The 19580-nt window shown below is 58.6% G+C and carries 15 protein-coding genes; 5 read left to right on the forward strand and 10 right to left on the reverse strand.

The window, feature by feature from the left end; genetic code table 11:
* Positions 1–62: 62 nt before the first annotated feature.
* From E1J53_RS00545 to rplS, 3 genes are all read right to left on the reverse strand, one after another.
* Entirely contained in the window at positions 63–1088 is a 1026-nt protein-coding gene (locus E1J53_RS00545; RefSeq protein ID WP_134270031.1) for a hypothetical protein, read from the reverse strand.
* Positions 1089–1700: 612 nt separating this feature from the next.
* Positions 1701–3086, reverse strand: a complete 1386-nt coding sequence (locus tag E1J53_RS00550; RefSeq protein ID WP_134270032.1) for a Gfo/Idh/MocA family protein — start codon at positions 3084–3086, stop codon at positions 1701–1703.
* A gap of 548 nt (positions 3087–3634) precedes the next feature.
* Complete coding sequence (rplS, locus tag E1J53_RS00555) at positions 3635–3982, reverse strand: 50S ribosomal protein L19 (RefSeq protein WP_134270033.1); 348 nt, start codon at positions 3980–3982, stop codon at positions 3635–3637.
* Between the two features lie 197 nt (positions 3983–4179).
* On the opposite strand from rplS, the gene E1J53_RS00560 reads away from it, so the two are divergent.
* Both E1J53_RS00560 and E1J53_RS00565 read left to right on the forward strand, forming a co-directional pair.
* The gene (locus E1J53_RS00560; protein ID WP_134270034.1) at positions 4180–6153 is read left to right on the forward strand and encodes a sensor histidine kinase; all 1974 of its coding nucleotides are present in this window, start codon (positions 4180–4182) and stop codon (positions 6151–6153) included.
* Complete coding sequence (locus E1J53_RS00565; RefSeq protein ID WP_134270035.1) at positions 6150–6791, forward strand: response regulator transcription factor; 642 nt, start codon at positions 6150–6152, stop codon at positions 6789–6791. The genes E1J53_RS00560 and E1J53_RS00565 overlap by 4 nt, the downstream gene beginning before the upstream one ends.
* 125 nt (positions 6792–6916) lie before the next feature.
* Here E1J53_RS00565 and E1J53_RS00570 read toward each other — a convergent pair whose 3' ends face one another.
* Positions 6917–8326, reverse strand: coding sequence for a DUF92 domain-containing protein (locus tag E1J53_RS00570; protein WP_134270036.1), 1410 nt, complete (start codon positions 8324–8326; stop codon positions 6917–6919).
* Positions 8327–8503: 177 nt separating this feature from the next.
* Positions 8504–9193, reverse strand: a complete 690-nt coding sequence (locus E1J53_RS00575; RefSeq protein ID WP_134270037.1) for a hypothetical protein — start codon at positions 9191–9193, stop codon at positions 8504–8506.
* Between the two features lie 284 nt (positions 9194–9477).
* Between E1J53_RS00575 and E1J53_RS00580 the strand changes: the two genes are divergently transcribed.
* On the forward strand, positions 9478–10758 hold the full coding sequence (locus E1J53_RS00580) for an asparagine synthetase B (protein WP_134270038.1): 1281 nt from the start codon (positions 9478–9480) through the stop codon (positions 10756–10758).
* A gap of 221 nt (positions 10759–10979) precedes the next feature.
* Positions 10980–11807 carry a mechanosensitive ion channel family protein gene (locus E1J53_RS00585; RefSeq protein WP_134270039.1) on the forward strand — a complete coding sequence of 276 codons (828 nt, stop codon included), beginning with the start codon at positions 10980–10982 and terminating at the stop codon, positions 11805–11807.
* 5 nt (positions 11808–11812) lie between these two features.
* Here E1J53_RS00585 and E1J53_RS00590 read toward each other — a convergent pair whose 3' ends face one another.
* Both E1J53_RS00590 and E1J53_RS00595 read right to left on the reverse strand, forming a co-directional pair.
* Complete coding sequence (locus E1J53_RS00590) at positions 11813–12013, reverse strand: hypothetical protein (protein WP_134270040.1); 201 nt, start codon at positions 12011–12013, stop codon at positions 11813–11815.
* 166 nt (positions 12014–12179) lie between these two features.
* Positions 12180–12794: a hypothetical protein gene (locus E1J53_RS00595; RefSeq protein WP_134270041.1), complete on the reverse strand. Its 615-nt coding sequence runs from the start codon at positions 12792–12794 to the stop codon at positions 12180–12182.
* Positions 12795–12889: 95 nt separating this feature from the next.
* Between E1J53_RS00595 and E1J53_RS00600 the strand changes: the two genes are divergently transcribed.
* The gene (locus E1J53_RS00600; protein WP_173021320.1) at positions 12890–13261 is read left to right on the forward strand and encodes a YraN family protein; all 372 of its coding nucleotides are present in this window, start codon (positions 12890–12892) and stop codon (positions 13259–13261) included.
* A 12-nt stretch (positions 13262–13273) separates the two neighbouring features.
* Here E1J53_RS00600 and E1J53_RS00605 read toward each other — a convergent pair whose 3' ends face one another.
* From E1J53_RS00605 to porU, 3 genes are all read right to left on the reverse strand, one after another.
* On the reverse strand, positions 13274–14626 hold the full coding sequence (locus E1J53_RS00605; protein WP_134270043.1) for a DUF58 domain-containing protein: 1353 nt from the start codon (positions 14624–14626) through the stop codon (positions 13274–13276).
* A gap of 86 nt (positions 14627–14712) precedes the next feature.
* A complete protein-coding gene (locus E1J53_RS00610) occupies positions 14713–15273 on the reverse strand; it encodes a hypothetical protein (RefSeq protein ID WP_134270044.1) in 561 nt (186 codons plus the stop codon).
* A gap of 345 nt (positions 15274–15618) precedes the next feature.
* The gene (gene porU, locus E1J53_RS00615) at positions 15619–19530 is read right to left on the reverse strand and encodes a type IX secretion system sortase PorU (protein ID WP_134270045.1); all 3912 of its coding nucleotides are present in this window, start codon (positions 19528–19530) and stop codon (positions 15619–15621) included.
* Positions 19531–19580 lie beyond the last annotated feature (50 nt).

Below are 19580 nucleotides of genomic sequence, written 5' to 3' on the forward strand. Positions count from 1 at the left end.
AGCTGGTGCGCCCCCCATCGTTCTTTCGTGAGATTGCGGATAAACCGCTAAAAGATACTGCCTTATTTCAGCGTAACGGTACCGGTGCCAACAAAGAAACCTTTGTTGTACAGCTCGGCGGTGTAGGTGCCTTCCGCGTACTGCTGGCTGGCCACATTCCATTCCGCACAGTGGCTGGCGGCGCTGCCGTCAAAGTTGAAGCCCATGCTGGTCGTGTAAGGAATCTGGTCACCGTTTTCTGCGTTGATCAGCACACCGCTGCCTTCGGCTTCGATCTGGATCGTCTCACCGTTGGGGTTGATGATCCGTACCTGGAAAGACTCTTCACCGGCTTCGGCTACGGAATTGTCCAGGCTGTTGAAGCAAACGTAGAGGCGCTCGACGTTCTTGGCGGAGTTGCGATCAACCCACTTGCCGTTGTTGCGCTGCTTCTGGCCAACGACGGTTACGTTGTTGGTCTTGATCACGCTGGCGATACCGACCTTGCGGCTCAGTTCTTCGTTGGTGTTGGTCAACTGATCACGCTCGCTTACCAGGACGGCACGCTCGCTGTTCAGGGCTTCGTTCTGCTGGCGGCTCACCTGCAGGTCGCTGCTCAGGAGGTCACGCTCACCGGTCAGGCGGGTGTTGTTTTCCTCGAGTTCGGCGATTTTCACGCGCTGCTCCTCCAGTTGGGCTACGTAGCCTTCCGTTTGGGTGCGCAGTTCGGCGAGTTCGCGGCGGGCGGCGGCCAGGTTACGGCTGTCGCGCGTCAGGGAAGCAATTTTGTCTTTTTGTACGCGCAGTTCTTCTTTCTGCTGGTCGATCATGGCGTTCAGCTCTTCGTTGCTGCCGCGCATCTCTTCCAGTTCCGCCAGGCTTTCGTAGTACTGCTGCTCAGCCTGGGCTTTGAATTGCTCCATCTCTACCAGGTCGGCGCTCAGCTCAGCATTTTCCGTGCCGCGATTGCCGTAGCCGATGCCAAGGCCGATGAGGGCCAGTAACAGCACCGCCGCGAGACCTGCAAGGATGGGCGTGTAGTTCTTCTTCGGCTCGGGAGTCGGAGTGAACTTGGGGGTATTAGAGGGAGAATTTTGTGTGGTTGCCATATGGCGTTGGTTTGGTGATGAAGGCTCGCTACTGTGCCGGTGCAACGGCGGAACGAACCATTCGGAATAGTGTCCGTATTTAAGTCGTGTTCATCGTTCGGACGGGGGTATAAACGCGCTTACCCGACAAAGTATTACGGAGAAATGTTAAAGTTTTATCACCAATTTTTGGCCTTTGGGTACGGCAGACGCTACCGTAAGCCCGATTAAGCTGCGCAGAAGGGAGGTTCCATTGTTTTCAAATTTTCGTCGCCCGGCAGTACGGAGGGTTGAATTCCAGAGCGTTGAAAATCAGGGGGCTATAAAAGGCTTTCTTTACGTGGTTGGTCTGGCGGGCGCGTGGCCCAAAGCAACCGATACGCTGATGGTCTCTTGGCGGGGGCGAAAGTGGGTCCGTGGTAGGTGAGAAAAGTTGAAATTTCGAAAAATTTTTGTATGTGGTAGGCGGTGAATTCACCCCGGCTAGGTAAAAACTACCCGCCGTTAGGGTAAAAATTATCGTAGGAGTATCTGGCGAGGACGCAGGTGCCGGCGGAGTATCCCAAGGAGCCGGGTAAATGGGTTTTCGACGTGGTCAAATTCCTGCCTCCCAAACTTGCCGTAGTCCTACCGCTACACTTTCTCCATCTTCTCCGGGTCCCACCCGATTACCCGCCGCTGAAAGTAGCTTTCGTTGGCGGCCAGGGAGGGGGCGGCGGCCCGGAAGCCGAAGCTTCCGTCCTCCACCACGGTGCCGCCCCGACGCATGGCGTCGAACCAGTTGCGGAAGTGGTGGGCGTGGTCCGAGTAGCCGTCCGGAACGTTGAAGGTCAGGGATTCCGGCCCCTCTACGGGAGGGTAGGTGCCCCCGTAGGTCTGCTCATACCAGGCGGCGTATTCCTTCCGGGTGGCTTCGGGGAAGGTATTGTAGGAATCCCATCCGCCGTAGCCGGGGGCTTCGGGGAGTTTGTTGCGGCGGAGGGTGAAGCGGCCGCCGTTCAGGTCAATGGTGCCCTCGGTGCCCACCAGTCGGGTGCGGGAGCCGCCGCCGCCGCCGTCGATGAAGTTGACCCGCAGCTGCATATTAAAGGCTTCGTGTCCCGGTTGTTTGCCGTAGTCGCAGCTGGCGATGAAGACGTCGGGGACGTCCCGACCGTCCTCCCAGTAGCGGAGGCCGCCGGTAGCGAAGATGCGGTTGGGTCCTTTGGAATCCAGCAGGTGGTGTACGCCGGAAAAGAGGTGAACGAACAGATCACCGGCCACACCGGTGCCGTAGTCCCGATAGTTACGCCAGCGGAAGAAGCGCACCGGGTCAAAGTCTACTTTGGGGGCATCGCCCAGGAAGGCGGGCCAGTCGATGGTTTCGGGGGAGGCGTCCCGGGGAATGGAGTACTGCCAGGCGCCCATGGCGCTGAAGCGGTCGTTGTAGGTTTCCACCAGGACCAGCTTTCCGATGTCTCCGCGATGGTAAAATTCCCGGGCCTTGTCCAGCAGGATGGAACTTACCCCCTGACTGCCCACCATCAGGACGCCGGGATACTTCTGCTCCGCCGCAATTACGCCGGCACCCTCCGCAATTTTTTGCACCATGGGCTTCTCGCAGTAGACGTGCTTGCCCGCCGCGAGGGCATCGATGGTGATCTGGGCGTGGGAGTGATCGGTGGTGGCCACGATCACGGCGTCGATGTCGTCCCGCCGGAGGATTTCCCGGTAATCCTGGGTCACGAAAAGGTCCTTGCCGTACACTTCCCGGGCGCGGGTCAGGCGACCGGTGTATAGGTCGGCGGCGGCCAGAAACTTCACACCCGGCGTTTCGAGGGCGGCCGCGAGGTCATTGAAACCCTGGATACCCATACCGATGCAGGCCAGGCCGATGGTGTCGTTGGCACTGACGGCGGGTGCATCCGGGAAGTCCAGCGTTTGGGCCCGGGTGGAACTCCAGAAGGCGGAGGCCAGGGCAGCACCGCCCATCTTTTTCAAAAATTTACGGCGATTCGGAGGGGTGGGGGATTTGGGCATGATCGGTATTTCGGGTTAAAATAATAATTCGCAGAGGTATGGGCGGGTTGACACTCAAAGGATCAGCATATTTTCGCGTGCCGCTCAAATTACTGAACACTTCGAGGTCACTCCAAAATTCAATGAGCGACCTCGAAGTGTCCGAAAAATCGAAGATTTTGAGGTCCTTTGAGTGTCGCAGCGGGCTAACCTCAAGTCAAAATAGTAATCTACCCGCTGATCCTAGGGCGATAAAATTTTGCACACATGCAATTCGTATTCAAGTGGTCGGAAGCCATTTAACTTAGCTGCGCTTTCTTGAAATAGGCTTCCGACAACAATTAACCCTTGTCCGAACACTACAGGACATTCCACCTATTGCTATCGGGGTAGCTATTCACCTTCTCTAATCCATAGCCCTACCCATAATTTATGCACCTGCGTCCGCGCCCTCATGCTCCGCCGGGGGTAACGCTAAACAACTACACCCGCATGAAGTACCCTAAACGCAGCAAGCCCGACCACCGTGAAGATGATCGGGCTTACCGATTAGCCAATGAACGTGGCGTTTAGATACGACGCTCCTTGATGCGAGCTTTCTTACCAACCCGGTCGCGGAGGTAGAAAAGACGGCTGCGGCGAACCTTACCGTGCTTGATTACCTTGATGCTGTCGATGTTGGGAGAGGAGATGGGGAAGATACGCTCTACGCCAACACCGTTGGACATTTTGCGCACCGTGAAGGTCTTGGTCAGGCCCTCACCCTTGATCTGGATCACGTCACCACGGAAAGACTGAATCCGTGACTTGTCTCCTTCAATAATTTTATAGTCGACGACTACGGTGTCGCCGGCGCGGAAGTCAGGGAAGTCCTGCTTCTGCGTAACTTGCTCGTGTACGAAAGAAATAGCGTCCATGGCTAGATATTTTTTAGACCGCTGCTTGCGGCCCGCAAAGGTAATGCTTAAAATTTGATTTAACAAGGAATAATTTTCCAGACGCGCTTCTTTTCTTTGGGGCCCCTCCATGAATTCCGGTAGAACGGCAATTCCCCCGCTTTCGTAGAGCTTTTTCGGCCCCGAAAGCGTAATTTTTGGCACAATAACGTCTCGCCATGGTGCACGATAGGGTGATTTTTGGTGGCCATTCCATGGCCTGCTGCTGGTTCTTGTTGGTGCTGGTGATGATAAACTTACCGCTCCTGGCACAAAAGGACAGCCTGCTCGCGGTGGCCAGTACCCGACCGGTGACGGAAGCGGACACGGCGGACTTGAACGCCCTCTACGAACTGGCGAAGCTCGAGCTGCGTAATGACCCCAACATCTCCCTGACCCACGCCCGGGAACTGGCCCTGCGGGCCGGGGCCCGCAACAATCCCGAATGGGAAGCGCTGGGCTACCGCACCACTGGAACCATTTACTGGCTGACCTCGGTGTTCGACTCCAGTTACCGTTACAACAATCTGGCGCTGCAGGCCCTGGGCGACCCCGCCGACTACCCCCGGGTGGGGGTGGGGGTTCTCGTTAACCTGGGGGCCTACCAGATGGTACACACTGATTACGACGCGGCCATTCTCCATTTCGGGGAGGCCTACCGCATTGCCGAAGAAAGTGGCTACGATCGTGACGTGCCGAAAATTCTCAACAACCTGGGAGTCCTTTACCGGCGGGTAGAACAGCCGCTGGCGGCCAAGCGGGCCTACGAAGCCGCCATGCGACTGAAGAAAGCGGACAATGACAGCCTGGGCATGGCCGCTACGCTGTCCAATCTCGGTAAGGTGAAAATGGAAACCGGCGACGCCCAGGGCGCCTTCAAGGATCTCCAGCAATCCCGTAACCTCTACCTCGCCCTCGACCGCCCGGAAGAACTCCCGCTGCTGGACCTTTTCCTCGGCGTGGCCTACTATAACCTCGATGATTTTCCGCGGGCCCGTACGATCATTGAATCCGTACTCCGCGACGACGCCGAGATCATGGACCCCCGATCCCGGGCTTACGCCTTCCTGGCCCTTGGCGACATCTACCGGGAGGACGGTGATTATGCGGACGCGCTGAACATACTTGACCGGGGCCGGATGATCGCCGATTCGATGAACCTGCTGTCCGTGCGGACGGACTTCGACCGGGTCATCGGAGAAACTCACCTGGCCACGGGCAACGCCCAGCAGGCGAGCGTCCACTACGCTGCCTTCGCTTCCCAGATCGACAGCGTGCACCTCCGGGAGCGCCTCGACGAAGAAATGGACATCGCCGAAAGGTTTCAGCGACAGCTGCAGGAAGCGGAAATTGAGCGCCAGGAACTGGTCATTGAGCAACAACGACAGCGGACCACCCTGATGGGATTGGGCATGGCCCTGCTGGCGGCCCTGAGTATGGGGGGATATTTCCTTTTCCGGTTCCGGCTCCGCTATCAGGAAAGCGAGGCCCTTCGGGTGGAAACCGAACGGATCGCCGAAATTCAGGGGCTGAAACAGGCGGCGGAACTCTCCAGTCTGCGTTCCATGATCGAGGGGCAGGAGGCCGAGCGCCGGCGGGTAGCCAAAGACCTGCACGACGGGCTCGGTGGCCTTTTGGCCACCGTGAAGGCACATTTCTCCCGGGAGTCGGCACCGGACTCGGAAGCCAACACCCTTCTGGACCGCGCCTGCACCGAGGTACGCCGCATCGCCCATAACCTGATGCCCCAGACGCTGGCGCTTTCCGGACTCTCGGGCTCCATCGAAGACATTGCGGCCCAGTTGCGGCAGCAGGGACTGAAGACGGAACTCGAGATCATCGGTCAGCCGGATTTACGGCTCGACGCCTCCGCCCAGGAGATGCTGTTGCGGATCGTGCAGGAGCTGACCCACAACGTGGTGAAACACGCCGCAGCCGAACGGGTATTCATTCAGTTGCTGGATCAGCCGAACCAACTCTTGCTGACGGTGGAGGATGACGGCATCGGCTTCGATCCGAAAAAAGTAAGCGACGAGGGTAAGGGCCTGGGGCAAAATAGTATACAAAGTAGGGTGGCTTACTTGAAGGGGGACATTCAGTATGATTCGAGCCCCGGCCACGGGACTACCGTTACGCTAAGCTTACCACTATGACACACCTGGCAATTGTTGACGATCATTCCCTGGTGCTACAGGGCCTGGAACTGATGTTGAAGGACGAGCCGGACATTGAACTGGTCGGACTCTTCAACGGAGGGGACCAGTTACTCTGCGCCCTGGAAAGCGGCCCCCCGATTGACACGGTGTTGATGGATATCCACATGCCGGACACCAACGGCGTGGAGTTGTGCAAGCGGGTCAAGCGGGCGTACCCGAAGGTGTCCGTCATCGGACTGTCGATGGTCAGTGAGATCAGCATGGTGCGGCTGATGATCAAGAACGGGGCCAGTGGTTACCTGCACAAAAATGCCGGTAAGGATGAAGTCCTGATGGCCATTCAGCAGGTTGGCAAGGGCCGGAAGTTTTTCAGTGAAGCCATCAGTGAATTACTACTGGAGGGCAGCGCGGGGGAGAAGAGCACCCGCAAAAGTCCCTTCCCACGCCTGAGTCGCCGGGAGAAGGAAGTCCTCCAGCTCATCGTCGATGAATACACCACCCAGGAGATCGCCGACAAACTCTTCATCAGCTTCGGCACGGTTGAAACCCACCGGAGAAACATCCTGTCAAAACTGGGGGCCCGCAACACGGCCGGCCTGGTGCGCATCGCGCTGGAGTACCGTTTACTGGATTAGTGGTGGCCCCGGAGGGGTCTTCCTCCCCGAGCGAGGTCTGCAGACAATGCGCAGCATTGGCCAGGGCCTCGCGGAGTTTACCCGGGATGCAGAGCGTAATGGTAAGCGGATACTTTGGCCGCCGCCTACAGAAAGATCGTCCCCCAGAAATACCCAAACACCGTCACCGCAATGGCCACAAAGTTCACCCAGTCGTTGGTCATCCAGTTAAGGCCGGAAATCTTGGTGCCACCTTCCGGGCGTACGTCGCTAAGGGCCCCCGTTTCCGGATGCCGATAGGTGGGCTGCAGCAGGGCCCCGAGCACGCTGTCGAGGAGCATCCCCAAAAAACCCACCAGGGTGAACAGCGCTACGTTGCCCCAATCCATGCCGGTCATCCAGCTACCGCAGAGCGCGATGAAGCCCGCCCCCGCCAGTCCCGCCAGTGTCCCCGCCAAACTGACCCCACCACTCAGCCCCGGCGGCACCCGCCGCCAGCGTAGCAGGTCATAGGTCGGTTGCCGGAAATATTGGCCCAGTTCGCTGCTCCAGGTATCGGCGGTGGCCACGGCCATGGCGCAAAGTAGCATGGGCTCCGGCGGTGTTCGGGCAAAAATGAAAATCACTCCGGAGAAGAGCTGGACTTTCATTGCCCAGTACCCATACACCGCCCCATTACTGAACACCTGCATCGCGTCCCGCGGCTGGGCGTGCTTGTGGTCACCGGCGGCGGACTGGGAGGGAAAGAACTTCCCGATAAGGCTGCTGCTGCCCAAAAACAGCACCAGCGGCAGCAGCCACAGCGGTCCCATACTCAGGGTTACCGCGATACCGAGCAGCGCGGCCGCAGCCGCGCCCCCCCACGTCAGGCTTCCCCGGCGGACCATCCACCAGGCGAAGACCACCGCGGCAAGGCAGGTCACCAGTAGGGTTTGTTGCTGCCCGTTGACGTTCGCCACCGGCCCCAATAACCAGGCGGTGGCCAGGGGCACGAAGAGGTTATCCATTCCCCGGGAGCCGAGGGCTTCCGTCACGGCCAGCAGGCCGCCCGTCAGGAAAAGTCCTGGGGTAGGGGACATCCCCCAGCAGAGGGCGAGCACCAGAAAGGAGCCCAGAAAGGCCAGGTTGCCCACCAGGGATTTTGGGTCCCCCGTCAGCGAATAGTTACTGCGCGCAAAGAGCTTCCCGAAGATGGTGGCCGCCGGGTCACAAAGGGCCAGGACCAGCATGCAGAAGGCGACGCGATCATCCGGCAAGGAAGATGTCAGTAGTAGCAAAAACGCCAGCGGAAACCACACGATCCCCCAGGCCTTACGCCCGCTTTCGTCCCGCATCAACTTGCCGGAGGCCACCAGTCCGATGAGGCCAATTTCCGCCCCGGCCACGATGAGGGTTAGCAACTCGCGATCAATCCAGCGGGCGGCCAGCCCGCAACTTCCCACGGCAATGATGTGCAGGAGTTTCCGACTGATCCAGTAAGGAATCCATTCCCGCCGCGCGGCGATTTCACAAAAAATGGTGGCAGTCAGCACCGTCAGGGCGAGGGGGAGCAACAAGGTGAGCCGGAGGTTTTTCGGAAGGTAAAAAAATTATCCCAACGGCAACACCACCTCAATTTCCAACCGCCCAAAACATTAACGAATCAACAGCCCAACAGACTAAAATACCAACAGACTAAAATACCAACAGACTAAAATACCAACAGTCTAAAATACCAACAGACTATCATTCCCTTACTTCCTCGCCTTCGCGATCTTCTTCTGCTCGTTGTTGCTCTCGTAAATGCAGTACGCCTCGTACTTGGCCCGATCGGTCTCGGCCCAGATGTCCTTACCGATGTCGCAGACCTTAATCATTTCATCGTAGAGGATATTCCCGATGTCGATCCGGCTCTCCACGGCAATGTCGCGGTCGGCGATTTTGTCCTGCTGGATATTCATGGCCGTTTCAAAGCGTTGGCAAGCCTTCGCCAGTTTTTCGAGATGCCCCTCGTTGAGCCCGGTTTCCGCCAGGAAGTCCCACTGGGCGCGCGCTACGCGAATCACCCGTCGCCCACAGAAGAGCAGTTGGGCGTCCGTCATGTCCCCCATCTTGGCCGTACCGAATTTCCGGTAGCGTCCGGTCCGGTTACTGAACTTCATTCGCACCCGGGTCATGACCGAACGAATACCCGCCTTGACGGCCTCGGCGGCTTCGTATTTCTTGTCCGTCACCACCATCTGATCACCCAACAGCTCGTCGTCGTCGGGAACCTCCATGAAACGTTTGCAGCGATCGTGAAAACCCTTCAGCCGGTGGCCGTCATAATTGTAGGCTTTGAAGTGCGCCAGGTCCCGCTTCGCCAGGCGAATGGCGTCCATGCACATCTGGTACAGATCTGCGTCCGGGAAGTTATACTTGCGGTTAACCTTTTGCTTTTTCATTGGTAATTCAGTAAGCTAATTAATGGTAAATGTAGGGTTTTTTAATACTTGATACAAACTGTTTTTCTTTGTTGGCCCCGCCGCGCTACCCGCTACCCTCCCTACCCGCTACCCGCTCCACCCTAAACCATTAAGCTCGCCCCGGCATTTAATTTTCCCTACCTAGTCTACCCCCTACCATACTACCCCCTACCTTACTACCCACTACCGTACTACATTCCCTACCTTAGTGCACTAGGTAACCCCCTTCAAACGTTTCTACTTTCCAATTAAGCCCCAAACGTATGTCTGCTAGTAAACTCTCTTTTTTATTCCTGCTGTTGCTGGGTACCGCTGGTCTGCAGGCCTCCACGATGCTCATCCCGATGGACGAGAGCCAGACGGATCACCTGAAGGCCTACGGCATCACTTACTGGGTCCTCGATAATAATGTAGATGCCTGGTGGCTGCTCAATTACCGGGGCGGAAGCTTTGCCTTCCAGCATAGCCGGGCCTTTGAGCGAGAGTGCCTCACCCGGGGCGTGAAGTATGAGGTCATCCCGGACGCCAAGTTCAACGCCATCCTGGAACAGATCAACCACCCGGAGCAGAACATGGACGCCATGAAGCTCGAAAAGGCCCCGAAAATTGCGGTGTACACCCCCGAGTTTAACTTCCGGGAGGGCACTAAGGTCCAGCCCTGGGACGACGCCGTTACGCTGGTCCTCACCTACGCGGAAATCCCCTACGAAACGATCTACGATACGGAGGTTCTCAACGATCAACTGGCGCAGTACGAGTGGCTCCACCTGCACCACGAAGACTTTACCGGACAGTTCGGGCGCTTCTACCGCAGCTTCCACACTGCCTCCTGGTACCGCCGGCAGGTGGCCTATCAGGAAGAACTGGCCGCCGCCAACGGCTACGAAAAGGTGAGCCAACTCAAGCTGGCCGTGGTCAAAAAGGTCCGGGAATACGTCGGTGGCGGTGGCTTCATGTTCGCCATGTGCTCGGCCACCGATAGCTACGACATCGCCCTGGCGGCGGAGGGCGTAGACATCTGTGCACCCTACTACGACGGAGATCCCATCGACCCCAACGCCCAGAGCAAGCTGGATTACTCCAAAACCTTTGCCTTCGAGAACTTCCAGCTACAGCGGAATCCCCTCGAGTACGAGTTCAGCAGCATCGACCACAATCCCCGCCGGGTGGCCCAGAACGAAGATTACTTCACCCTCTTTGAGTTCAGCGCGAAGTGGGACCCCGTCCCCACCATGCTGACCCAAAACCACACCCGGACGGTGAAGGGCTTCATGGGGCAAACGACCGCCTTCCGTAACGAGCACATCAAATCCGACGTGCTGGTGCTGGGCGAAACCAAACCGGCCGACGAAGCCCGTTACCTGCACGGTAATTTCGGCGAAGGCTTCTTCTCCTTCTACGCCGGACACGACCCGGCCGACTACCGTCACCTGGTCAATGATCCCGAGACGGACCTGAGTCTCCACCCCAACAGCCCCGGCTACCGCCTCATCCTGAACAACATCCTCTTCCCCGCCGCCAAAAAGAAGAAGCGGAAGACCTAGGCCCGGCAGAGTGGATTTTCCCATAAAGAAAGGACACCCGGCTTTCTGGTGGAACGGCCTCATTAGGGCCTTGGTCCGTTAAACAGGATCTCGTGTTGCGGTCACCCGACTCGGGCCAAACGGCCGGAGATGCGGTGGCGCCGACGGGGATTTTGGAGGGTTAGCGATTTTCTTCGGTAACTCGAATTGTCATACCCGCGCCAACCCACTATTTTCGCGGCATGGATACGGAAACGCTACAGGGCTATCTGAAGACGGCCGGTGATATGGTCATCGAATATGCCCCCAAGGTTGCGGGGGCAATCATCATCATGCTGGTTGGTGTTCGCATCATCAATCGACTAGTGCGGATCACGGTCAAGGCCATGCAGGACCGGGGAATCGGCGCCGAGCTGACGCCCTTCCTGGGCTCCATCGTGGGCATCGGCCTCAAAATCCTGTTGTTCTTTACGGTAGCGGGGGTGCTGGGCATCGACGTCGCCTCTTTCGTGGCCGTACTCGCTGCCGCCGGCTTTGCCGTTGGCCTTGCTCTGCAGGGAAGCCTGAGCAATTTTGCGGCGGGCATCATCATCATTCTCTTCCGTCCCTACAAGGTGGGCGACTGGATTCAGGTACCGGATGAATTCTTCGGCCAGGTTGAGGAAATTCAGATTTTCAATACCATCCTCGTGACTCCCGGCAAGAAAACCCTGATCGTCCCCAACGGCGAGGTGATCAATGGCGTGGTCACCAACTTCAGTCAGCAGGGCCACATTCGCCTGGAGCTGAGCATTCTCATGGCCTACGAGGAGAGCTTCCCCAAGCTGAAGCAAATTATCCTGAACGCGCTGGAAGGTGTGCCCGAAATCCACCACGATCCGGCTCCCGAAGTGGGTATTGAATCCTACGATACCCACAACATCGTGGTCGCCATCCGGCCCTACGTGGACCCCAATAACTACTGGGCGGCCACCTTTGCCGTTAACGAGCGGGTGAAGTCCGCCCTGTCCGCCCACAACGTCAAAATGGCCTACTCCGAGGGGGTGGAGCTGGGCACCATCGGGGAGTAGCCGGCCTACTTTTTGGGCAGTACCTGCTGACAAAAGGGGCAGTGCGTGGCCCCGGGCTTCTCTTCGGCGAGTTCCTTGCCGCTGACCAGTCGACCGATTTTGCCGAGGGTCGTAAACAGCCGCCGCACTTTGTCGCCTACGGCCATACTTTGCCGGCAACGGGGACAGCGTTCCGGCCACAGGTAGTCTTTAATTGGGTATAGCATACGGGAAAGATAGGGCTAGCGAAAGATTGATGCCGGCTACGCGGTGTTGGACCGTGGGTATTGGAAAAAAGCAACGGGGCGCGAACGCAGGTGCCGGGCTCCTTCCGGAAGAGCTGTGCACCTGCGCTCGCGCCCCGATGGTGATCGGACCAGAAAAGCTTCCGGCTTAGAAATTATAGTTGAAGCCCGTCCGGAATTCGTACGGGCTGTCGTTGATCCGGTCGGGTTGGGTCAGGCGAAAGAGGATCAGGATTTCGAAGCCCGCCATACCGGGGCCACCGCCCTGCTGGAAACCACCCCCGAGAAAGGGAATGGTGCGGTTCACCCGCACTTCGTCGCCGTTGGTGAAAATGTCGACGTCGCTCACGAGGCTGTATTCCCCGTGCACGAAAAATTGCTGGAATACCTTGGCGCGGGCAAAGATTCCGCCGGACCAGGTGAGGAAGTTGTTCCGCTCGGTCCCGTTGAAGGTCTCGAAGCGGAAGTTGTTGTAGGTGAGGCTGGCCCGGGGACCAACGCTGATGACGTTGTTGAGCTTGTACCCGACGATGGGGGAGACCCCAATCTGGAAAAAGCTGGTGCCGTTGCCCCCCTGAAACCCGAGTTGGGCTCCCGCTCCGTACCACAGCTGTCCGCCGAAGTTGCTCTGCTGCCGCCGGCGGTCCTCACTACTGCTGGTGTAGTCGAGGTCATCCCGGGCTTCGTCTTCGCGGGTGTTCTGTCCGCTCAGGCTGAGGGTGAGGGTGCTGAGCATTAATAAGGAAAGGAGTAGTCGTTTCATGGTAGGGGTACGCTTGAGTCGCAAATATAACGGTGAATTGGCTGGGAATAAGATGTCCCGAGGCCGACGAAGGTTTATTTCCCTATCTTCCTTTGGTGAAAACTGACCGACAGGATACCGGACGCCGGGGCGAGGCCATCGCCCGTCAGCACTTACTCGATCTGGGCTACGAAATCGAGGCGGTCAACTACCGCTACCGGCGGGTGGAGCTGGACATTGTCGCCCGGGAAGGGGATTGCCTGGTCTTCGTGGAGGTGAAAACCCGCCGCGGACTGGCCTACGGCCATCCCTCCGGTGCCGTGTCGGCGGCCAAGGAGGCGCGCATCAGTCGGGCGGCGAAGGCCTACATGTACGAAACCGGCCACGATTGGGAAGTGCGCTTCGACATCATTTCCATTCTCCTGCATCAGGATGGCTCGCATACCCTGGAGCACCTGCGGGATGCCTTTTTTCCGGGGCTGTTTTAGCGCAGCCCGGGCTTACACCACCCCCATAGATTTGAGCTCCAGGTACTTATTAATGACGTCCCCCGTCAGGTCTTCGGGACGGGTAAGCACCACGTGAACGCCATTTTGCCGTAGCCGGGCCGCCATCAGCTGCCGCTGCTGGAGAAAATTACGGGCCGTCGATTTCCGATACACGTCCTCAACGTCCTCGGTAGGGTCGTCCAGCATGCCGGCGATTTCGGTGTTTTCAAAGAGCACCACCACGAGGGGGTGCATCTTGGCTACCCGGCGCAGGCTGGGCAGGATGCGGTCGAGGGCGTAGTTGCTTTCAAAGTTGGTGAAGAGAATCAGCAGACTTCTTCCGCCCAATAATTTCCGGCCGGCGTAGTAGAGCAATTCAAAATTGCTCTCTTTCTGGCGGTCCTCCTGCCGATAGAGGCTTTCCATGATGCGCCGGATTTGCCCGGGCTTGGCGTCGGCGGGAAGAACGGTACCGATCTTGTCCGAGAAGGTGAGGAGCCCGGCACGGTCCTCCCGCTCCAGCACCACGTTGCTCAGTGCCAGGGAAGCGTTGATGGAATAGTCCAGCAGGCTGAGGCCGTTGAAGGGCATGAGCATCGTCCGGCCCTTGTCGATACAGCAAAATATCCTCTGGGCCCGCTCGTCTTCATACTGATTAACCATCAGGGTGCGCTGCCGACTGGTGGCCTTCCAGTTGATACTGCGGTAGTCATCGCCGCGTACGTACTCCTTGATCTGATCAAATTCGTAACTCTTGGCCAGGCGCTGGAGGCGCCGCCGACCGGGAGCGGGGACGGTAGTCTTTGCCTGCAACGCAAACTGCCGCATCTGCAAAATACTGGGGTAGACCGGAATTTCCTGCTCCTGCGGAATGTTCACCCGGCGTTCGGCTAACCCCAGGCTTCCCTGGAGGAAAATATTGAGGTCCCCAAAGCGGTACAACCCCCGATTCATGGGTTGAATCTGGTAGGTGAGTTCCTGGTCCCCCTCGGGTTCGAGATCGAAGGAAAGGGCGTGGTCGCGGATTTGGAGTTCCGGAGGAAGCTCGTCGGTCAGTACCGCCCGAAAACCCTGCTGGCCGGAATTCTGAATCCGTACCCGCACGGTCGAGGCATCACTGAGGGAAAGGATTTTCGGGGGCGTCCGCCGCCCCGTAATCTTTGGGGCCGCCAGGGCAAGTTGAAAGAGATCATAGCCCAGTGCCCCCAGGAGCGCCAGGAGCCCCACGATGGCCAGGTAGTAGGTTGGCGTCCACCAGAAGCCCATCACGGAAAGTAGGAGGCAGCCTCCCAGCGCCACGAAAAAGCGATCCTTCAGGTAGAGGAATCTGACGTGGTCGAGCAGGTCCGTGATGATTTTCTTCATTAGGTAGGCCAAGGTAATATTTTTCCTCGGCGGGAGAAACCTGCTGAATCAGCCATTGCGCAAAAAAATGTCCGGGTTGGCGAGGCCTAGACGGCCAGCACGCCTTCGGCCATTTTAATGATGAGTTCACGGCGGGCCGCCTCGTCGAAGGGTGCGGGCTTGCCGTTCAGCGGCAGCGCGGAAAATTTAACCCGGAAGGGTTTGCCGGCCTCCACGGAAATAATGCGTCCTTCATTCTTGATGCGGGCGGAGTACTCCCCAATCTTGACGGCATCTGCACCCTTGGCACCGGCCACCTCATCGATGATGGATTGAATGCCGCTTGGTTCCTCGGGCATCTCCACGATGAGCGTTCCACTCCAGTCGGGGCTGGTCAGCTCATACTGGCAGGAGTTGTAGCTGGTAGCTGCCCGGTGGCCGGGCAGGGGGACCTGTACGCCGGCGGCGAAAAGTCCGAGGACTTCCGCTTCGGTCAGGAAGACACAAACGGGTGGGGGCGGGGCAATCTTGGACAGACGCTCCTCGTCGGACTCTTCCACGAATTCGGTCGCAGTATCGGTGGTTCCGGCTTCTTCCGCGGCGTCGCTGCCACAGGAAACCAGGAAAAAACTCAGGGTGATTAGCGGGAGTAAAAAGCGGTACATCATTGCTTGAACGTAAATGGGTGGCAAAGATAAACCGATTCGGCGTAAGGAATTGCTTTTCGTGAGCTACCGGTGGGATTGGTCAGCCAGGAAAATATGACCGTCGAAACTAAGCGGCCGAACCCAAGGGAGTAGTATAATTAGGCAACGCGTGCAGGTGCCGGGTTCGTTGGACCGAAGCCATGCTTATTGGTAGAAAGGCAAACGTATTTACCGCCTATTCTACGAGCGGTCGTCAGATAAGCACGAAGTACTGCGTAGTACATTCCCTATTGCTGGCGCAGTCAATATCGAGTTTGACTGACCAATCGCGGTAAGTAGCGGCTTTTCAATGATCAAATCACCACTCTATTTCAAGATGACCAACTTCTCCAGTTCTCCGTTCAGGATATTCGTCTGGTCCCCCCGCAGGCGAACCTGATAGAGGTATACGCCCCGGGCCAGCGGCTCACCGTAGTCGTCCAGCCCGTCCCATTCGATGCAGTCGTCCTGGCGGACGGTACCATCGCTGAAGGGGTAGTCCCTGGTGAGGGTCTTCACCAGGCGACCGTTGATGGTGTAAATCTGCACGATGGCTTCTACCTCCTGACCGACCAGGGTGTGGTCAAACTGGAAGCACGTTCGGTCCGTGAACGGGTTGGGGTAGTTCAGCACCCGGGTGAGGGCGTCATTGCCGTCCGCGGCCACCACGAATTCCGTCTGGCCAACGGCGCTGTTGTTGGCTACGTCCCAGGCCCGTACGGTAACCGTATGCAGGCCGGGTTCCAGGTCAAACAGGGGGTAACGCACGGTGCCGCTCCGGAAATCATCGGCGTCGGCTTCGTAGTAGTCGTTCAGGACGATGGCGTTGCGGGTGTCTTCGTCCAGCACGGCTTCCAGATCGTGCCCGATGCTGTTTCCCGTAACGTTGATTCCCAGGTCATCGGACAGCTTAACGAGCAGCACCGGATCACTGGAGGTTTGGCTACCGGCCACGAAGTCTTCGGTGTCCATGAAGACGTCTACCGTCGGACCCTGATTATCGCTGATGGCCACACTGCTCGTGCCGCCGATAACGAGGCGATCGTAAAATCCGGCCGCGTCCGTAAACTGGCTCAGGTCTTCGGCGTAATAGCTGATTTTTCCCGCCCCGAAGGCGTAGTTGATGTCGTTGGGAACCACAAATTCAAAGGAGAACCGGCCGTTCGTAACGGTGGCCTTGCCCCGGAAGACGATGTTGCGCTGCACGGAGAACTCCAACTCGGGGCTCCCGGGGTCCTGGGCGAGGGTAGTAACCGTTTGGGGTTTGTCGTAAATGGTGGGAAATACCTGTCCGTTGAAGTTTTCCAACAGGTTGCCGGCCACGTCCGTTACTTCCCCGCTGATGCGCATTTTCTGTAGTGCCCGGACGGTATCCTGCCGCTCCGCACTGACGGGGAGACTGTCGATCATGGTCGTGCGGATGGCGTGGCGGGGTAGGGCGATCACCGTGGCCGGATCCCCGAGCAGGGTGAACTTCCGGACGTTCTCGGTTCGCCCGTCGAGGCGGGTTCCTGAATCAACGCCCATGGCGTTGTTCTTGGCAATCCGGATGATGTCTCCCAGGCTGCGCCATTCCCCCTCGGGGCGGTCCATCATGGCCTGCATGGTTTCGTTGGTCAACTGGAAATTACGGTTGGCGAACACCGGACGGGTGGTCGTCAGCAGGGCAATTACCCCGCCGTTGGGGGTCAGTAGTGCTTCCTCTCCGGCCGAGACAAAGGACGCATCGTCGTAGTTGCTGAACGTACAGGTCGCCGTGATGAAGACCGGCGGCTGGATGGGGTCAATGGCGTTGGGCTCCTTGGTCCAGTTCCGAATTTGTGGAATGGTGAGCACCCGCTCCTGAGCCCATCCACGCGGGCCGCCGTGCCCCAGGTAGGTGACCGCGAGTGCACCGCGGAAGATGGCCCGGTCCAGGCCTTCCGTAACGTCCGGGTAGCGGTCCCCGGCGGAGAGACTCTGCTGGGGGAAGAGGTCGAAGTAGAGTTTGTCAAAATTGAGGTCCGGCTTTCGGGCGGCAACGGCATTGGCGACGGTGTTGACGTCGCGGGAGTGGGTGCCTCCGTCTTCGTCGTCTCCGGCGAAGACCATGCGGGTGCGCCAGTCGCCAAGGGTCGCCGGTTCCGTGTCGTAGCGAATCAGCTTGGCCAGCACCTGATTGGCCTCGTCGCCGGACTTCACGGGAAGCCGACCCACGGCGATGTTGAGCATGGGGCCGAGGGGTTGTCCGGCCGCCGTCGGGTTGAAAATCCCGTAGAAATCGTCGGCGGGAAAGCTACCCACTTCCGTGATGTTACCGCTGTGCTCAAAGGCCGGGATGAAGGTCGTACCGAGCCCCAGAATGTTGCGGTGATCAAAACTTCCGTCTCCGAAAAGCAACAGAAACCGGAGGTTAGGGTCCCGGCCGTAGATCATGTGCGCAAAATTCCGGATGGCCGCGGCGTCGGGGCGGCCACTGCTGAATTCGTGGTAGACCTGTTCGGTGGTGACCACCACTACTTCCAGGCCGTTGTGGCTGCGGCGGTGCTCGGCCAGCTGCTCGGCCTGGGTCAGGAAGGTGGGGTGGCTGACGATGATCATGTCGGCCCGCTCGATACTGTGCAGGTTTTGGTTATCCACCCGGGAGCCCGAGACGGGGGCGGGTAGATTGCCCCCCGGCCGGAAGGCAACGTACTCAAACAAGGTGCCACCGGCGGGCGCGCTGAAGCTGCCGTTCGTCAGTTCTGCTTGCCGAACGTCCGCACCGTCCACCCGCCACACGAGGGCATCTCCGGGGAGGTTGCTCAGCTGGTAAGTGACGGCGGGAGCCTCCATGGTGCGCGTATCCCGGAAGTTGAACTGATCCTGGCCGGGGAAGCTGATCTGGCGCCGGGCGCGGAGCTGGATCCAGTCCAGCCAACCTTCGCTGTTGTTGGCGTTGGCGGGGAAGGGGTAATCCACGAGCACGTCGATCTCGGGCGAGCTCAGCTCGATGTTGCCAATCAGCTCCGTCGGGCGGGCGGCCGGTAACTGTTCCTGACGACCGAAACTGACGCTGCTGCCGGAGCGGCTGGTCAGCCGTTGCCCCTGCACTTCCACGAAAAAGCGATTGGTAACGTCCGTGCGCAGGGCCATCTGCGCCCGCAGCTCGGCCGTTTCTCCCGCCACCGCATTGGGGACCCGAAAGAGGGTGGGGTAGTTTTTCTCGCGAGATACCTTGAAAAATTCGCCGAACCACTGCTGACCGGAGCCGTGGGAATTCCCCCCCAGTTCATGCAGGACGTTGAAGCGATCTTCCTCAAAGTGGTAAAAGGCGTCGTAGCTGTTGGTGCTGGTCGTGGCGTTGGCGGCGGGAAGCTGACTGATCCGGCGGCCGTCCGCACCTCCTACCCTCAGGTAGTAGTAGTTCTCGGTGGCGTAGACGTTCTTTTCGTAAAAGAAGCGATCCTGGTCGGCCTCGTAGCGTTGCCGATCGGGCCCCTCGGCGTAGAAAAGGATAGCATCACCTCCATCAAAGGAGCCATCTTCTTCTCCCGTTACCCGGATGGCCAGTTCGGTCAGGTCATCGGGTGTGGATACTTCGATGGGCTCGGGAAGCTTTCCGGTGGTGGGCTGGCCAAACAGGGCCAGCGACCGTGGATTGATGCTTCCCGGATCCAGGCCAAGCTCGTTGGCCAGAAAGTCTCCGTTAATGCGGTGGATACCCGACTGGGTCACGGCCACCCGGAACCACTGCCCCTGGGAGAGCACGGAGTTGGTGGCGTAATCCATACGGCCCGTTCCCCGGCCGCCATTTGGGACCAGGCGAATGTCTACGGAAACCAGCCGCTGGGGACCGGTGGACGTATTGATGATGGCCGGAGCACTGACCAGTCCGATCCAGCCCTCGGGCTGCTGGGTGGTATTTACCGAAAAGGTGAAGTCTTCGGGAAATGCTGCCGCGCCAGCGGGCAGCGCAATGGATTCAAAATTGGCGGAGAGGACCTCCACGGTGTACTCCCGGTTCGGGGCCGCGGGGAACTGCCGGACGTACACCGGGGCCCGACTACTAAACTTTGCACCTGCGCTCCGTCGCCCCTGCGTTGAAACGGTACTCGTTCCCCGGGGCACCAGGGTATGGGAAAAGCTTACGGAACGAACGCCCTCCCACTCGATGATTTGCGGGGAGTCGTCCCAGAGGAGCTCATCCTGAAAGCGAAGTTGAGCGGAAAGACCGGTAAGGGTCAACAGGCAAAGAATGGTAAGCAGATGCTTAAGCATAGGTATACGTGTGGGGGCTAAAACAAGATACGGTCAGGACCGGGAAACGT

This window comes from Lewinella sp. W8, from assembly GCF_004375085.3.
In the GTDB taxonomy this organism is placed as follows: Bacteria; Bacteroidota; Bacteroidia; order Chitinophagales; family Saprospiraceae; genus Neolewinella.

What these genes read in the sequence shown, in the direction of transcription:
- E1J53_RS00595 (WP_134270041.1), bottom strand. Translation starts at nt 12,794, where the DNA reads ATGAAACGACTACTCCTTTCCTTATTAATGCTCAGCACCCTCACCCTC.
- E1J53_RS00585 (WP_134270039.1), top strand. Translation starts at nt 10,980, where the DNA reads ATGGATACGGAAACGCTACAGGGCTATCTGAAGACGGCCGGTGATATG.
- rplS (WP_134270033.1), bottom strand. Translation starts at nt 3,982, where the DNA reads ATGGACGCTATTTCTTTCGTACACGAGCAAGTTACGCAGAAGCAGGAC.
- porU (WP_134270045.1), bottom strand. Translation starts at nt 19,530, where the DNA reads ATGCTTAAGCATCTGCTTACCATTCTTTGCCTGTTGACCCTTACCGGT.
- E1J53_RS00560 (WP_134270034.1), top strand. Translation starts at nt 4,180, where the DNA reads ATGGTGCACGATAGGGTGATTTTTGGTGGCCATTCCATGGCCTGCTGC.
- E1J53_RS00545 (WP_134270031.1), bottom strand. Translation starts at nt 1,088, where the DNA reads ATGGCAACCACACAAAATTCTCCCTCTAATACCCCCAAGTTCACTCCG.
- E1J53_RS00590 (WP_134270040.1), bottom strand. Translation starts at nt 12,013, where the DNA reads ATGCTATACCCAATTAAAGACTACCTGTGGCCGGAACGCTGTCCCCGT.
- E1J53_RS00605 (WP_134270043.1), bottom strand. Translation starts at nt 14,626, where the DNA reads ATGAAGAAAATCATCACGGACCTGCTCGACCACGTCAGATTCCTCTAC.
- E1J53_RS00575 (WP_134270037.1), bottom strand. Translation starts at nt 9,193, where the DNA reads ATGAAAAAGCAAAAGGTTAACCGCAAGTATAACTTCCCGGACGCAGAT.
- E1J53_RS00610 (WP_134270044.1), bottom strand. Translation starts at nt 15,273, where the DNA reads ATGATGTACCGCTTTTTACTCCCGCTAATCACCCTGAGTTTTTTCCTG.
- E1J53_RS00550 (WP_134270032.1), bottom strand. Translation starts at nt 3,086, where the DNA reads ATGCCCAAATCCCCCACCCCTCCGAATCGCCGTAAATTTTTGAAAAAG.
- E1J53_RS00580 (WP_134270038.1), top strand. Translation starts at nt 9,478, where the DNA reads ATGTCTGCTAGTAAACTCTCTTTTTTATTCCTGCTGTTGCTGGGTACC.
- E1J53_RS00565 (WP_134270035.1), top strand. Translation starts at nt 6,150, where the DNA reads ATGACACACCTGGCAATTGTTGACGATCATTCCCTGGTGCTACAGGGC.